The sequence below is a fragment of the Pseudovibrio sp. SCP20 genome, from assembly GCF_057774105.1.
Window position 1 is genome coordinate 364081 of sequence record NZ_JBYMDH010000001.1, and the last position, 13750, is coordinate 377830.

Here is a 13750-nt window from a genome sequence, read left to right on the forward strand (position 1 = left end):
AGATATGCGCAAGGATAAAAGAACAAGATGACAAATACACCTGCTCAACCGACCGCCGCCGGCGTTGACGCTGTCGTTCCATTTGCTGTTGAAGCACTGGACGTTCGCGGTCGGGTTATCAATATGGGGCCGGTGCTGAACTCAATGCTGGCGCGGCACAAGTACCCTGCGCCAGTAAACAAGCTGCTGTCAGAGGCAATTGTCCTGACATCCATGCTTGGCAGTACCCTCAAGTTCGAAGGTCGCCTGACCCTGCAAGCCCAGACAGACGGTGCAGTCTCCATGCTGGTGGTAGACTTCAACGCACCAGACGGCCTGCGCGCCATGGCTCAGTTTGACGAGGCAAAGGTTGCTGAAGTCGCAAGCAAGGATGGCTTCAAGCCAGACCAGCTGCTCGGCAAAGGCCATCTCGCCTTCACCATCGATCAGGGCGCCCATACCAGCCGCTACCAGGGTATCGTGGTTCTGAACGGCACCACTCTGGAAGAAGCTGCGCATGAGTACTTCCAGAAGTCCGAACAGATCCCGACATTCGTTCGCCTCGGCGTTGCTGAAGTGCTGACCAAGGCAGAAGAAGGGGGTGCAGAGCACTCCTGGGCTGCTGGCGGCATAATGGTTCAGTTCCTGCCACAGTCTCTGGATCGCCTGAGACAGGCAGACATCCATCCGGGCGATGCTCCGGAAGGACACGAAGCTCATCAGGTCGACGAAGACGACGCATGGGTCGAAGCACGCTCACTGGTTGAGACCGTGAAAGATGACGAACTCATCGATCCGAGCCTCACCGTTGAAGGTCTGCTCTACCGTTTGTTCCACGAACGTGGTGCATCCGTCTTCTCCCCGCAGAGCATGGCAGACAAATGCACCTGCTCTGAAGAAAAGATCACTGCCATGATGCAGAACTTTTCTGAGGCAGACAAAGCCGAGATGAAAGCGGAAGGCACCGTCCACATCAAGTGCGACTTCTGCTCCAAGGATTACGAGCTGGACGCCAACAAGGTGTTCAAGGACTAATCCTTTCAGAAAAAGCGTAAATAACGCAAACGAACGCAATAAAAAACGCTGTCAGAAATCCTCTGACAGCGTTTTTCTTTAACCTATTGAAACTGAATGGGTTATGCCGCTAAACACGATCAAAGATCGACCCCATGCGCGGACTGAACAGCCGGTCATAGGTTTTCAGCAACATCATGTCTGTCATGCTAGCAACGTAATCGCAGATGATCCGTGAACCATCTTCAGCCTCTTTGAAGTCCGCATAAACATCTTCCGGCAAGAATGCCTTGGGTTCGCTCATCAGCGTCTCAAAGACAGCAACCACCATGGTCTGCCCTTTAAACTCAAGGTGCTGGACGTTCGGCGCCTGAATAACCCGTTTAAAGACAAAGCCTTTGAGTGCATCCAGAACCTTCGCATGGCCTTCCGGTAGAACAGCTTTGTACTTCAAAAGCGGCTCGCTGAAGGCCTCTTGTTCCTTGATCTGAACAGCCACAATGAAGAAGTGAACCAGCTTACCGATGAACTGCTTTCGCCGATTGGCATTGCCAAACAGCCCTGCAATCATCTGCTCATAAGGATCTTTAGAATACTTACCCGGATTGCTGGAAGCCAGATCTTCAAGGAATGCAGAACAGTTGTCTTTTGAGATATCCTCCCGGAACTGCTCCTCGCGCACCAGCCCCAAAGCAATCGCATCTTCAAAGTCATGGACCCCATAAGCGATGTCATCAGCCAGATCCATGATGGAGCAATCCCATGATTTAAAACGGGATTTCGCGTGCTTGCCGTCTTTACGCGCAAAGCTGCAGAACAGCGAGCGATCCTGCTCAGAGAGCGGCTCCAGCACCCAGTCGACGATTTCTTGTTCCCCATCCATAAAACACTTGGGCGGAGCTGAGCGTTTCCTGTCGATCAGGCTCACTGTTGAAGTGTTGGGGCTAAGCTGCGGGGATAAATCGGGATTATGCACGCGGGAAAACGCCACCGGGTACTTCATCATGCCCAGTAATGCCCGCCGTGTCAGATCCGCCCCATGCTTGGCAGACATCTTCTCCAGCCGTGAAACAATGCGCAGGGTCTGGCCGTTGCCCTCGAACCCACCATTCTCCCGCATGCAGTAATTCAGCGCCACTTCACCCCCGTGCCCAAACGGAGGATGTCCAATGTCGTGGCAATAGCTGATTGTTTTAACAAGGCTTTCTTCAGGGATGTAGTCATAGGCTGGATGATCTTTGAAGAACGCCCGAAACTGCCGCGTGATGCCGGAGGCAATCTGCGCCACTTCCAGAGTGTGGGTCAGGCGCGTGCGATAAAAATCGCTGTCGCCCAGATTGAGGATCTGGGTTTTCCCCTGCAGGCGGCGAAAGGCATGAGAGTGAACAATGCGGGCATAATCTACATCATAAGGCGTTCGCGCATCATCCGACTTGGGAACCCAGCCACTCTGACGAGCAGTCCAAACAACATCACTCACTTCAATACCCCACACAAAAAGCCCTGCGAGGTAAGCGCAGGGCAGAAAAAAGCTTAAGCTATCAGGCTCTTAAGGAACTCGGCGGTCTTCGCAGCAGACTGCTCGATATTGCCGTTCCACGTCGCGGGAGAAGCCCCGCGCGGTGCCAGATCATGGTTGCCATCCTCCAGCCAGTCAATACTGATTGTCTCAGGAAGATCAACAGCTTGCACCTCACTCTGGTTCCCCATCTGATCCCGGTCACCCTGCGCAATGAAGATCGGCCGCTGTGCATTTTGCAGCGGCTCCATACGCCAATCTGCCAGATCAGGTTTCCCAATGGCATGAAAGGGATAGCCCAGACACACAACGCCCAGAACCCGCTTCGGAAGGCTCTCACCACCCGCCAGCATCGCCGCAACGCGCCCACCCATGGACTTCCCACCAATCAGAACCGGCCCCTCAGCGCTTTCCAAAATCAGCTGCACAGCTTTTTGGTACTCGCCAATCAGCTTGTCAGCTCTTGGTGGAGGCGATTTCTTCCCTGTTTCCCGACGCTTAGCCATATAGCCAAACTCAAACCGAGCCACAGCAATACCATTCACAGCCGCCGCTTCCGCATACCGGTTCATAAAATTGGCATCCATCGGCGCACCCGCACCATGAGCCAACACTAGAGTGCCAAGGCACTCACCTTCAGGACGTGTCCATAAAATCTCAGTCATGACGCTATTTTAACGCCTCTTTCACATCAAAAGTGACAGGAAATTTACTTGTCCCCGTCTTCAATAAGGCCCATATTCAAATTAGCTAATATAAATGCGTAGAACCTACGCGAAAATAGAACGGAATACATTATGGAAGAAGGCGTCATTCGCCTGGGAATTTTTGCAGGAGCGTTCCTTGTGTTCGCACTGCTGGAAATCTTTATCCCCCGGCGCTCAGAGAGCCAGGAACGGCCACAGCGCTGGTCCACCAATCTTATCTTGTCGGCAATCAACACACTGATGCTGCGCTTTGCCCTGCCTTTTGCTGCAGTTTCAACGGCTTACTGGGCGCAGATGCAGGGCTTCGGTCTGGTTCACTGGCTGGCGCTAGATCCTATGCTCGGAGGGATCATCGCATTCTTTGCCCTCGATTTCGCCGTTTGGGCCATGCATGTCGCAAGCCACAAAGTTCCGTTCCTATGGCATCTGCATAAGGTGCATCACACCGATCCGCGCTTCGATGTCACCACCGCACTTCGCTTCCACCCGCTGGAAATTGCCGTCTCCATGCTTTGGAAAGTGGTCGTGGTCGCCTTGCTTGGTGCACCTGTTCTCTCTGTTGTGATCTTCGAGGTGGTCCTTAATGCGGCTGCCATGTTCAACCATGCCAACATCAAGCTCTCGGAGAAAGCTGATCGTGTGCTGAGATGGGTGATCGTAACGCCCGACATGCACCGCATTCACCATTCAACCCGCCCAATCGAAACCGATAGCAACTACGGCTTCAACTTCCCTTGGTGGGACCGGTTGTTCTCCACCTATGTCCATGATCCCAAAGGCGGGCAGGAGAACATCACGTTTGGATTGAAAGAGTTTCAGGGCAAGGAGCCGCGCCAGTTAGGCTGGGCATTGCTGTTGCCTTTCAAGGCCCTAACCCATGTACAAGGCTGGCTGTCCAGCCGTGTCAACAAAGATGGTACGCCAAAAGCAGGGCACTAGAAAAAACCGCGTGGGAAATATCTGAGATAAAGTTCCCCTAATCGGCCATTGGATTGAAGGCGGGTAAGACCAAGATTGATCGCATTCAACATCTTGGTATTGCCTGCCTTTGTTGCAATCGCCAGCCCGCCACTGAAGTAACTTGGGTCCAGCCACGACCCCCCAGCAAACTTGCAGCACCCGTTGGCCTTCTGCGTATCCAGCCAGAACGACAACCGCATCCCATCGCCGAACAAGGCTTCTACCTCGGAACTCACAAGAGCGTTTCGTGCAAGTTCTTCATTTTCAAAGGGAACTGCAACCGCATCTGTAAAGAAACGCTCCAAAAACGCTTCATGCCGAGATCCCTGAACCACCGCAACCCGTTTGCCGCCCATTGTTTCAGGCAGAGGCTCCAGAGTGCTGCGCTTGCTGGTCACAAAGCGGCCCGGAAACCGCATGTAAATCTGTGAAAAGGAAAGCTTTTCAAGGTTGTCCGGTGTCATGCTGACGCCAGCAATCACTGCATCAGCCTCACCATTGGCCACGGTATTGGCCAGATGATTAAACGGCAGGATCTTCAGGCTACAAGCCGTTTTCAGGCTCTGGCAGATCTCACGGGCAAGATCCACGTTGTAACCCATCAAACGCTCTTCACTATCGCGGAAAATGAAGGGCGGAAAATCATCGGCTGCAATGAAGCGAATACGCTCCGGTGCCTTACCAGTTGTCGCTAAGCCAGATTGTCCACCTGAGAACAGTGGGATTGTCACAGAAGAGGGAGCTTTTCGCGAGTTTACTGCATTTTCAGAGCCATCGTTTCCCGCTCCCAACAAGGGAGAGCTCTGGGAAATCGCCCATGTATCAGTGCCATATGCATTCTGTGCCATGGCATTTGACGCCGCGAAAATGAGCGGCTGGGCACTACAGAAAATCAGCAATATGAAGAATAAAGGGAAACGCAAAAGCTATCCAATCCAGTTTGCAACAGAGCGTAAGCCTAACGGGAAATTCTCAAGGAGATACTAAGTGAATGTCTGCGAGAGGGAAAGGCCTGTAGCCGGAAACCAGCCTCATGGATTAACAGGGGCGGAAGTATCATGGGGAAGTCGGGAACACTCTGATAACTCAGTGAGTAACGAGCCGTCGAGGTCAGTGCAGCAGGCAAACACGCTGCGCTCTCTGGCGCTCTCCATCAGCCGTATCGACAGCATGCGCTCCGCCGAAGCCGGACAAGCTCTACGAAGCCGCATGACGACCATCACACCACTGGACGTTCCTTCCCATTCACAGAAGTCATCACCAGTTGTTCGAACCATCTCAGGTGCCTCTGATAAAGAACGCTATGTCCCAGAATTTCTGCGTTTACGCAATGCTTTAGAGCGAGATGTCTTGCTGCAATGCAACTGCTCTGATGCCTTGATTGATTTTGCAAAATCCCGATGCTCAACCGAAGATAAATGCGTCAGCAGCTATCTGATTGATCAGGGATTTCTGGATGCCTCCGTGTTTTATTGGGGCATCTCCGGCAAAATGAACATCCGCTACGCTGCAGATGGCAGCCTCTCTGCCATTGCTCCCATCTCGAGCAAGTTGAAACCCTTTGAAACAGAAGGCATTTTGTTTGTACCAGCACTGGACCTGAACCAGAAAGTTGTCTTCGCCGCCGCTCCCTTCGGCCATCAGTTGGAGGCCTTTGAGCGGGCGCTTGGATACTTTGATGAAGCCACCAGCAAAATTGTCATGGTAACGCCTGAGTACCAGAAGGCACTCACCATCACCACAGCCAGCTCTAACGCCTTGGCGCAAGATGATCTTTCCATGTCAGCGGTTCATCGTTTCATGCCGTCACAGCGAAAGCTTCTCACGGTCTCGCCAATCTTCTTCCTCAGCACAATCGGCTTTGCATTTGATGTGTTCTACTGGACCTTGTTCATACTGCTGACGCTCTCTCTCGGAGCCATCGGATTGCTCAGGATTGCCTCCTTCTTCACCTACTCCGACAAACAGGATTTTGTGGTCCCAGAACTTGAAAAGTGGCCGCATTACACCGTTCTGGTCCCACTTTACAAAGAGTCAGCTATTTGCCGCCAACTGGTTGATGCATTGGATGCATTGGATTACCCAAAAGAGGCGCTCGATGTTATCTTTCTGGTGGAACAGGATGATGAACTCACGCAAAAGAACCTCCGCAAACTTCTGCGCAAATCCATGCGGATGATCATCCTTCCTCCTGGCAAACCTCAAACCAAACCACGAGCACTTTCAGTTGGCCTAGCTGCCACAAAGGGCGAGTTTGTCACGGTTTTTGATGCAGAAGACCGTCCAGAACCGCAGCAGCTTAAAAAAGCGATCTGCCAGTTTGCATTGGAAGGACACGACGTTGTCTGCCTGCAAGCCTCGCTATCCATCGATCACGCTAAAGAAGGTTGGCTCGTGCGCCAATTCGCCTTCGAGTATGCCGCTCTGTTTGATGTCTTCCTTCCGTTCCTCTCACGCAAAAACCTGCTGCTCCCGCTAGGTGGAACCTCCAACCATTTCCGTGTCAGCGCGCTTCGTAAAGTCGGGGGATGGGATCCCTTCAACGTCACCGAAGATGCGGATCTCGCAGTTAGGTTTGCTAGACAGGGCTTCAGAACGCGTACCTTGAACAGCTCCACTTATGAGGAAGCGCCGCTCACGCTCAAAGCATGGCTACATCAACGCACTCGTTGGCACAAAGGCTGGATACAAACACTTGCCGTCCATCTCAGAAACCCACGATTGACCTATAAGCAACTGGGCGCAAAGAACTTCGCCCTCCTGCTGCTGACCTTCTTTGGCGGTATGCTGTGCCTCTGGGCCGCTCCATTGACAGCATTGATGTTTGCTGAAGTCCTTTGGGGTGTCCACCAAACCGGCCTGCAAGCCTTCGATGCTTTCAGCATCTACGCACTCTTCTGCTTCCTGTTCGGTTTGGGGGGGACTGTCGTGACTGTCCTTCAAGGCAGCGCAAAGCGGGGCTTCAGACCTCGCGGCTGGGAGATCGCAAGCATTCCTCTCTATTGGGTACTTGGCTGCATTGCCTCCTACAAAGCCCTGTTTGAGTTCATCGTCAAACCGCATTACTGGCGAAAAACCGAGCACGGCATCGTTCGGCACCGTGGAAAAATCAAGGATGCAGAAGGAGCCTAGCTCAGCGGATGCTAAGAAGGTTTCCAAGGGATACCGAGTGCAACGACCGTAAGCTCACAGGGCTGGCCCTCATAAAACTGGGTGAGCACCTGATGAAACACTGTTGGATCATCTGCCGCATATGCAAACAGGGTGGCACAGCTGCGCACCTTCATGCTGTCAATCTCACCAAGGATCTGGCGAGAGGTAAGGTCGGAATGCTGAAGCAACAACTGGCAACATCCGCGCAAACGTGAGGCGAGGAGGGTATAGGCAAGATACCGTCGTGCTTCATTAAGGTCTTCAATCCCATAAAAGTGCGCCGTTGAGGAGCGTCCGAGTTGGCGAAGTTGCGGGAAGATGAACCAGATCCAATGACTGGTCTTATGGCCTTGTATCAACTCCTGAACCACCTGCTGAAACACCGGCTCTTGCCCAATAATAAACCGGGTAATGTCGTCCTTAACGGTTCTGACCATGGGGTTTCCTTCGCTTGGTTGCAGCTTAACAGAAAACACTGCGAGTATGACTACACAGCGAAAACACTAAAACATTCAGTGCACAGCCGGAGCTAAGGCGGTGTAAGTACCTAAGAGTGGACTACATTTTTACCACACTGAGTAATCTGCTGTTTGCTGTCCTGATAAGTTTCACATTGCAAGAACATAAAAAACATCTGGTTTCGGAGTTCTAATTGACCTTCCCTAACGTAATGTTCTGGGTATATGGACGATGCGAGAAAAACTTCGTGCGATCATCGAAAGCAAGGCTTGGGAGTACACAATCATATCCATTATCGCGTTGAATGCGATAACACTAGGGATAGAAACCAGCCAGACTGTTCAACAACATTACGGCCCAATTCTCCGCACATTGGATGACATCGTAGTGGGCATTTACGTGGTTGAGATTTCTCTTCGCGTATATGCATATGGCTTACGGTTCTTTCGAGGAGCCTGGAACCTCTTTGATTTCATAATCGTAAGCATTGCTCTTGTTCCAACCACCGGCCCAGCTGCTATACTGCGCTCACTCAGGATCCTGCGTATCCTGCGCCTGATCTCAGTTGTGCCATCACTCAGACGCGTAATCGGAGGGCTGGTTCTGGCATTGCCCGGTATGGGTTCAATCATGCTGCTCCTGTCTCTCGTCTATTATGTCTTCTCCGTCATGGCCACGCAGCTCTATGGCGAGACCTTCCCTGAATGGTTCGGCACAATTGGCGCTTCAGCCTATTCACTGTTCCAGATCATGACGTTGGAGGGTTGGAGCGATGCGATTGTGCGCCCGGTCATGGATGTTTATCCAAACGCCTGGATGTTCTTCATCCCCTTCATCCTCACAACAGCGCTGACTGTGTTGAACCTGTTCATCGGCGTCATCGTGGCAGCCATGGAGGAGGAGCATGAAAAGGAGATGGAAGAACACCATCACTATGTGCGCATGGAAGCCAGTGAGATCATGAAAGAACTCAGAACACTGCGGCAGGACGTGGCAAAGCTGAGACGCAACCGTAAGGCCAGCCACAAACAGAAAGTCGAAATGACTTAAGCGCAAAGATACGACCGCCGGTTGTCAGAACAAGCGGCGGTCTCAACGCCACGTTATCGAAGTTAAAACGACATCTTTCATACCAACCCTCTCATATTTCTCAAAGCATCAGCCTCTAAGTGGGTTGCTGTCGCAATATCTACAGAATTTGAACAAATTTGTGTAAGGTCTTGTGGAAACGAGCAACCCCATGAAAACTATAAGCTAAATTTGGTGGTGTTGTTTTGCCTTTACTACCTCTAGTTCTTGGCGATTTCTTCATCTCTGCACGCCATTATTTTGCTGGCCCCTTTCAACTTGAAGCCATCAGATAAATACTTAGGGTGGGCCCAAATACGTATTGTGAGGTCAAGTGTCGAAATGCGGGCGAAGTTGCGATCCATCATTGAAAGCCGCCAATGGGAATACACAATTATTAGTATAATCGCGTTGAATGCTATTATCCTGGGGTTGGATACAAGCATGTCGCTGATTGCGAATTACGGCATGATCCTGCGGTTTCTGGACGAGTTGATCCTCGCAATTTTTGTCGTAGAGCTGACTTTGCGTATCATCGCGTTTGGCCCGAGTTTCTTCAAAGGCCCTTGGAACCTCTTCGACTTCTTCATCATTTCCATTGCGCTTGTGCCGGCAACCGGCCCGGCAACCATCCTGCGTTCTCTGCGAATTCTCAGGATCTTACGCCTGATCTCGGTGGTCCCATCGCTGCGAAGCGTCATCGGCGGCCTCATCCTTGCGCTGCCAGGCATGGGCTCTATTGTTCTGCTCATGGGGCTCGTGTTCTATGTCTTCTCCGTCATGGCGACACGGCTATACGGCGCAGTGTTTCCGGAATGGTTCGGTTCCATCGGCGCTTCAGCCTATTCTCTGTTCCAGATTATGACGCTGGAAAGCTGGAGCATGGGCATTGTGCGTCCGGTGATGGAAGTCTTCCCGAATGCGTGGATGTTCTTCATTCCGTTCATCCTGTGCACGGCCTTCACGGTGTTGAACCTGTTCATCGGTATAATCGTTGCAGCAATGCAGCAGGAGCACGATAAGGATCTAGAGGAAGACCGTATCAACGTGCATGAAGAAACACGCCACGTTTTGCATGAACTTAAAGATCTGAAGGTTGAACTGCTCAGCGAGCTGGAGCGCATCCGAAAGGACCACAAGAAAGGCTGACCCACACTCAGGTCTTTGCAGTGAAAGCTTCTTTCCCTTCAAAGGCGTGCTAGCACCGCATTTGCGATCAAGTCCTGTTGAAGTAATCTTGATCGCAGCGCGTGTGGATTGCGGGTTTGCTAATATAGGCACCTGCGCAAAAAAGGCCTAAGACGAAAAGCATATCTGATAGGATACGATATGTTTGATGCAAAACTCCGCGGCTATATAGATCCCCCACTCAACAGAATGGGAAAAGCACTGGCAGATCTTGGGATTACGGCAAATGCTGTAACCTTGGTTGGCCTCGGCTTTGGTCTTGCTGCAGCTGCGGCGGTGGCTGCCGGTCAGTTCTATACTGCACTGCTGTTCATTCTACTCAATCGCTTCGCCGATGGGTTGGATGGGGCAATTGCACGCGCGGCCGGATCCACCAATCTAGGCGGGTTTTACGACATCACATTCGACTTCATCTTCTACGGTGCCATCCCGCTCGCCTTCGCGTTTGTTGCCCCTGAACAGAATGCCCTGGCCGCAGCCGCGTTACTTTTCAGCTTTTACATTAACGGTTCCACATTTCTTGCATTTGCCACTCTCGCACAAAAGCTGGGTATGCAGACCACATTGCGCGGTAAGAAATCCTTCTATTATCTGGGAGGGCTGGCTGAAGGCTTTGAAACCATTGGCGTCTTCGTCGCATTTTGCCTGTTTCCCACTTACTTCTCATGGGTTGCGTGGACTTTTGCTGCGATTTGCACACTTTCGGCCATTTCTCGCGTTTTCATGGTCAGGCATATGGTTTTGAACCACCCAGATCCCTCGGTGTAAGATCGTTGCTCTTGCGAAGATCGGGGTGAAAAGGCTAGACTTATTAAAAATAGGATGCGTACTGCTGTTGTAATTGCAGCGGAATTTTCCTGAAATATGGGTTGTGCTATGTATCGTGCCGTTACCCGAAATATACAGATCACTGTGGAACCGTATTATCTTGCTGAGGAGTCTACTCCCGAAGATGAGCAGTTCTTCTGGGCCTATACGGTCTCGATTGAAAACTTCAGCTCTGAAACCGTGCAGCTGCGCTCGCGTCACTGGCATATTATCGACGCCAATGGTCACACGCAGGAGGTCAACGGAGCAGGGGTCGTTGGGGAAGAGCCAATCATTGAGCCCGGCGGCTCATTCCAATACACGTCCGGCTGCCCTCTCAACACCTCCTCAGGGATCATGACAGGCAACTACCGTATGCAAACGGACAAAGGCGAGTTCTTTGCAGTGAAAATTCCGGCGTTCTCGCTGGACCTGCCGGATATGGTCAAGACAGTGCATTAAGGCTCTGTCTGCGTCATTCCCTCAGGGCGAGGGAAGACTTGCGGGCAGTCGTGCCGCCCGCCTTCCATAACATGTTGACTTACTGAGTACGGAAACGTGCCTGTGCGCCGCGCTCAATGGCAGCGATGGTCAGTTTGTCCAGCTTTAAGTGGTCGCGCAGCAACTGCAGCATGCGCACTTCTTCAGGGCTTACACGAAGGTCAGCCGCTGCAATCTCAACACCAAGTGCATAAGCTGTATCATGCAGTTTGGTTGGCAAAGATTCAGCCACAAGCGCCAATGTTGCGTTCATGCCGTTTTCGCCGGAAAGACGCTCAGCGCACTGCTGAGTGATCTTGATCAGGTCATTGTCATCAAAGTCTTTGAAGACAGGGAGAATGCCCACAATATCGCCAAGCTGACGCAGCTCTGCATCGCTCATCGCGCTATCAGCGGCAGAAACCATCACCATCACATGAATGAGAGCTTCTTCTACGCTCAGTAATCTATCTATTGTACCCATATCTCCCCAAAGCAAAAAGCTTTGCCTCTTGGTTTGCTTTAGTTTTTTGCTATGCCAAATCGTACGGCAGCGGTTAATGACTGCAAAGGTAAGGGGGCTTCCTGCCTCATACAAGGGGTTACAGCCGAAAACCCGAGAACTGTCATTGACGTGGGCGCCAGTTTTACATAAGTTCGCGCAGCTTTCCGGCATTAAATATAGCTGGTGAAAGCAAAACTCAGTTACAATTTAATCTCCAAATACGGATCTCAAAATCCATGTCTACGAACAGTTTGCCTCAACTCGATCTCAGCCCAGAACTTATCGAGGCGGCACAGGTATCTAAAGCCTGGCCGTTTGAAGAAGCACGCAAACTGGTCAAACGGTTGGAGAAGAAACCCAAGACCGGGCCGGTCTTGTTCGAGACCGGCTATGGTCCATCTGGTCTGCCTCACATGGGCACCTTTGGCGAAGTTGCCCGCACCACCATGGTGCGCACCGCTTTTCGTTTGCTCACGCAAGACAAGATCCCGACCAAGCTGATCTGCTTCTCAGATGATATGGATGGCTTCCGCAAAGTGCCAACCAACGTGCCTAACCAGGAAATGATGGCGTCATTTCTTGGCAAGCCACTAACCAGCGTGCCGGATCCATTCTCTAATGAGTACCCAAGCTTTGCTGCTGCTAACAACGCAAAGCTGATGGCATTCTTGGACAAATTCGGTTTTGAGTATGAGTTCGCGTCTTCCACCGAGTACTACAAGTCTGGTGTGTTCGACAAAGCGCTCCTGCGCATGCTGGAAGTCTACGACAAGATCATGGCGATCATTCTTCCAACACTGGGAGAAGAGCGTCAGGCAACCTATTCACCGTTCCTGCCAGTTTGCCCGCGCACCGGGATTGTTCTTCAGGTGCCAATGGTGGATCGCAATGTCGAAAAAGGCACTGTGACCTACATTGATCCGGAAACGGAAGAGCGTGTGGAAGTGCCGGTAACCGGTGGCGCCGTAAAGTGTCAGTGGAAAGCCGACTGGGCGCTGCGTTGGTACGCGCTGGGCATCGACTATGAGATGGCTGGTAAGGACCTGATCGACAGTGTGAATCTGTCTGGTAAGATCTGTAAGGCTCTGGGTGGTCCAGCTCCGGAAGGCTTCAACTATGAGCTCTTCCTGGATGACAAAGGCCAGAAGATTTCCAAGTCCAAGGGCAACGGCCTGACTATGGAAGAATGGCTCCAGTATGCCTCTCAGGAAAGCCTGTCTCTGTTCAACTTCCAGAAGCCAAAGACGGCTAAGAAGCTGTACTTTGATGTGATCCCGAAAGCGGTCGACGAGTACTGCACCTTCCTGTCCAAGTTTGACGGCATGGAAGCAGCGCAAAAGCTGATGAACCCGGTCTGGCACATCCACTACGGCAACCCACCGAAGGAAGAAATGCCGATCTCCTTCGCAATGTTGCTCAACCTCGTTTCTGCATCTAACGCAGAAAACAAGGACGTGCTGTGGGCGTTCATCTCCCGCTACGCACCGGGTTCTTCTGCGCAAACGCATAAGATGCTGGACGAGCTGGTTGGCTATGCAATCCGCTACTACGACGACTTCGTAAAGCCTACGAAGAAGTTCAAGGCACCGGATGAAGTTGAGATCGAAATGCTCACAAAGCTGGACGAAGTGCTGGCTGGTTTGCCTGCTGATACGGACGGTGGTGACATCCAGAATGCAATTTACGACATTGGTCGTAATATTGAGCGTTACCAGAACACAGCCAAGCCGGGCCCAGACGGTCGCCCAGGTGTCGCGCAGACCTTCTTCTCCGCGATTTATCAGGTACTTCTGGGGCAGGAGAAAGGTCCTCGCTTCGGATCCTTCATCGCTCTCTACGGTATTCCAGAAACCCGTAGTTTGATTGCAAAAGCACTTGCAGGAGAGCTTGCAGCGTGATGAATTAGCCCCC

General features: G+C 51.8%; 13 protein-coding genes. 8 read left to right on the forward strand and 5 right to left on the reverse strand.

The window, feature by feature from the left end; all coding sequences use genetic code 11:
- Positions 1-27 precede the first annotated feature (27 nt).
- Complete coding sequence (locus AC3CB2_RS01670) at positions 28-1014, forward strand: Hsp33 family molecular chaperone (RefSeq protein ID WP_352931300.1); 987 nt, start codon at positions 28-30, stop codon at positions 1012-1014.
- Positions 1015-1123: 109 nt separating this feature from the next.
- Here AC3CB2_RS01670 and AC3CB2_RS01675 read toward each other — a convergent pair whose 3' ends face one another.
- Together AC3CB2_RS01675 and AC3CB2_RS01680 are read right to left on the reverse strand one after the other, a co-directional pair.
- Positions 1124-2473, reverse strand: a complete 1350-nt coding sequence (locus AC3CB2_RS01675; RefSeq protein WP_352931298.1) for an anti-phage deoxyguanosine triphosphatase — start codon at positions 2471-2473, stop codon at positions 1124-1126.
- Positions 2474-2526: 53 nt separating this feature from the next.
- Positions 2527-3177, reverse strand: coding sequence for an alpha/beta family hydrolase (locus tag AC3CB2_RS01680; protein WP_352931296.1), 651 nt, complete (start codon positions 3175-3177; stop codon positions 2527-2529).
- Positions 3178-3309: 132 nt separating this feature from the next.
- On the opposite strand from AC3CB2_RS01680, the gene AC3CB2_RS01685 reads away from it, so the two are divergent.
- Positions 3310-4158 (forward strand): sterol desaturase family protein, encoded by an 849-nt coding sequence (locus AC3CB2_RS01685; RefSeq protein WP_352931294.1) that lies wholly within the window; start codon positions 3310-3312, stop codon positions 4156-4158.
- Here AC3CB2_RS01685 and AC3CB2_RS01690 read toward each other — a convergent pair.
- Positions 4155-5027, reverse strand: coding sequence for a transporter substrate-binding domain-containing protein (locus tag AC3CB2_RS01690; RefSeq protein ID WP_352931292.1), 873 nt, complete (start codon positions 5025-5027; stop codon positions 4155-4157). The genes AC3CB2_RS01685 and AC3CB2_RS01690 overlap by 4 nt on opposite strands.
- A 241-nt stretch (positions 5028-5268) precedes the next feature.
- Between AC3CB2_RS01690 and AC3CB2_RS01695 the strand changes: the two genes are divergently transcribed.
- Entirely contained in the window at positions 5269-7311 is a 2043-nt protein-coding gene (locus AC3CB2_RS01695) for a glycosyltransferase (RefSeq protein WP_352931290.1), read from the forward strand.
- 11 nt (positions 7312-7322) lie between these two features.
- Here the strand turns inward: AC3CB2_RS01695 and AC3CB2_RS01700 are convergent, their stop codons facing one another.
- Positions 7323-7769 carry a DUF1810 domain-containing protein gene (locus tag AC3CB2_RS01700; protein ID WP_352931288.1) on the reverse strand — a complete coding sequence of 149 codons (447 nt, stop codon included), beginning with the start codon at positions 7767-7769 and terminating at the stop codon, positions 7323-7325.
- Positions 7770-8022: 253 nt separating this feature from the next.
- On the opposite strand from AC3CB2_RS01700, the gene AC3CB2_RS01705 reads away from it, so the two are divergent.
- The 4 genes from AC3CB2_RS01705 (at position 8023) to apaG (ending at position 11316) form a co-directional block, all read left to right on the forward strand.
- Complete coding sequence (locus tag AC3CB2_RS01705) at positions 8023-8841, forward strand: ion transporter (RefSeq protein ID WP_008549589.1); 819 nt, start codon at positions 8023-8025, stop codon at positions 8839-8841.
- A 360-nt stretch (positions 8842-9201) separates the two neighbouring features.
- On the forward strand, positions 9202-10008 hold the full coding sequence (locus AC3CB2_RS01710; RefSeq protein WP_352931286.1) for an ion transporter: 807 nt from the start codon (positions 9202-9204) through the stop codon (positions 10006-10008).
- A 180-nt stretch (positions 10009-10188) separates the two neighbouring features.
- Entirely contained in the window at positions 10189-10815 is a 627-nt protein-coding gene (locus AC3CB2_RS01715; protein WP_008549886.1) for a CDP-alcohol phosphatidyltransferase family protein, read from the forward strand.
- 108 nt (positions 10816-10923) lie between these two features.
- On the forward strand, positions 10924-11316 hold the full coding sequence (gene apaG / locus AC3CB2_RS01720) for a Co2+/Mg2+ efflux protein ApaG (RefSeq protein WP_050773922.1): 393 nt from the start codon (positions 10924-10926) through the stop codon (positions 11314-11316).
- 79 nt (positions 11317-11395) lie between these two features.
- Here the strand turns inward: apaG and AC3CB2_RS01725 are convergent, their stop codons facing one another.
- Positions 11396-11809, reverse strand: a complete 414-nt coding sequence (locus tag AC3CB2_RS01725; protein ID WP_037037084.1) for a tellurite resistance TerB family protein — start codon at positions 11807-11809, stop codon at positions 11396-11398.
- A gap of 266 nt (positions 11810-12075) precedes the next feature.
- Here AC3CB2_RS01725 and AC3CB2_RS01730 point away from each other — a divergent pair, with 266 nt between their 5' ends.
- On the forward strand, positions 12076-13737 hold the full coding sequence (locus AC3CB2_RS01730; protein ID WP_352931284.1) for a lysine--tRNA ligase: 1662 nt from the start codon (positions 12076-12078) through the stop codon (positions 13735-13737).
- Positions 13738-13750 lie beyond the last annotated feature (13 nt).

What these genes read in the sequence shown, in the direction of transcription:
- AC3CB2_RS01670 (WP_352931300.1), top strand. Translation starts at nt 28, where the DNA reads ATGACAAATACACCTGCTCAACCGACCGCCGCCGGCGTTGACGCTGTC.
- AC3CB2_RS01680 (WP_352931296.1), bottom strand. Translation starts at nt 3,177, where the DNA reads ATGACTGAGATTTTATGGACACGTCCTGAAGGTGAGTGCCTTGGCACT.
- AC3CB2_RS01685 (WP_352931294.1), top strand. Translation starts at nt 3,310, where the DNA reads ATGGAAGAAGGCGTCATTCGCCTGGGAATTTTTGCAGGAGCGTTCCTT.
- AC3CB2_RS01690 (WP_352931292.1), bottom strand. Translation starts at nt 5,027, where the DNA reads ATGGCACAGAATGCATATGGCACTGATACATGGGCGATTTCCCAGAGC.
- AC3CB2_RS01700 (WP_352931288.1), bottom strand. Translation starts at nt 7,769, where the DNA reads ATGGTCAGAACCGTTAAGGACGACATTACCCGGTTTATTATTGGGCAA.
- AC3CB2_RS01705 (WP_008549589.1), top strand. Translation starts at nt 8,023, where the DNA reads ATGCGAGAAAAACTTCGTGCGATCATCGAAAGCAAGGCTTGGGAGTAC.
- AC3CB2_RS01710 (WP_352931286.1), top strand. Translation starts at nt 9,202, where the DNA reads ATGCGGGCGAAGTTGCGATCCATCATTGAAAGCCGCCAATGGGAATAC.
- AC3CB2_RS01715 (WP_008549886.1), top strand. Translation starts at nt 10,189, where the DNA reads ATGTTTGATGCAAAACTCCGCGGCTATATAGATCCCCCACTCAACAGA.
- apaG (WP_050773922.1), top strand. Translation starts at nt 10,924, where the DNA reads ATGTATCGTGCCGTTACCCGAAATATACAGATCACTGTGGAACCGTAT.
- AC3CB2_RS01730 (WP_352931284.1), top strand. Translation starts at nt 12,076, where the DNA reads ATGTCTACGAACAGTTTGCCTCAACTCGATCTCAGCCCAGAACTTATC.